Consider the following 228-nt stretch of genomic DNA (forward strand, 5'->3'; position numbering starts at 1 on the left):
CACCGATCAGTGCGCCACCACCCAGCGACAGCAGCATGAACGGCAACATGTTGCTTTGGAGTGAAAAGGACATCAGCAGTCCAATGAACGCGCCCCACAATGCGCCCGACGCAGCGCCCGACGCAGCGACCTTTCCAGTCGTCAGCTTGCCGGTCACACGCTCCACCATGTGCAGGTCCGTGCCGACAATCGTGATGAACTGAACATCGAATCCCTGATCACTCAGAT

1 protein-coding gene is annotated in these 228 nt (G+C 58.3%); it reads right to left on the reverse strand.

What is annotated here, in order from left to right; genetic code table 11:
* Positions 1–228: general stress protein (locus tag QP415_RS13255; RefSeq protein ID WP_306559709.1), on the reverse strand; the 228-nt coding region annotated here is incomplete at both ends.

Origin of the sequence: Pauljensenia sp. UMB3104 (assembly GCF_030217285.1) — a bacterium.
In the GTDB taxonomy this organism is placed as follows: Bacteria; Actinomycetota; Actinomycetes; order Actinomycetales; family Actinomycetaceae; genus Pauljensenia.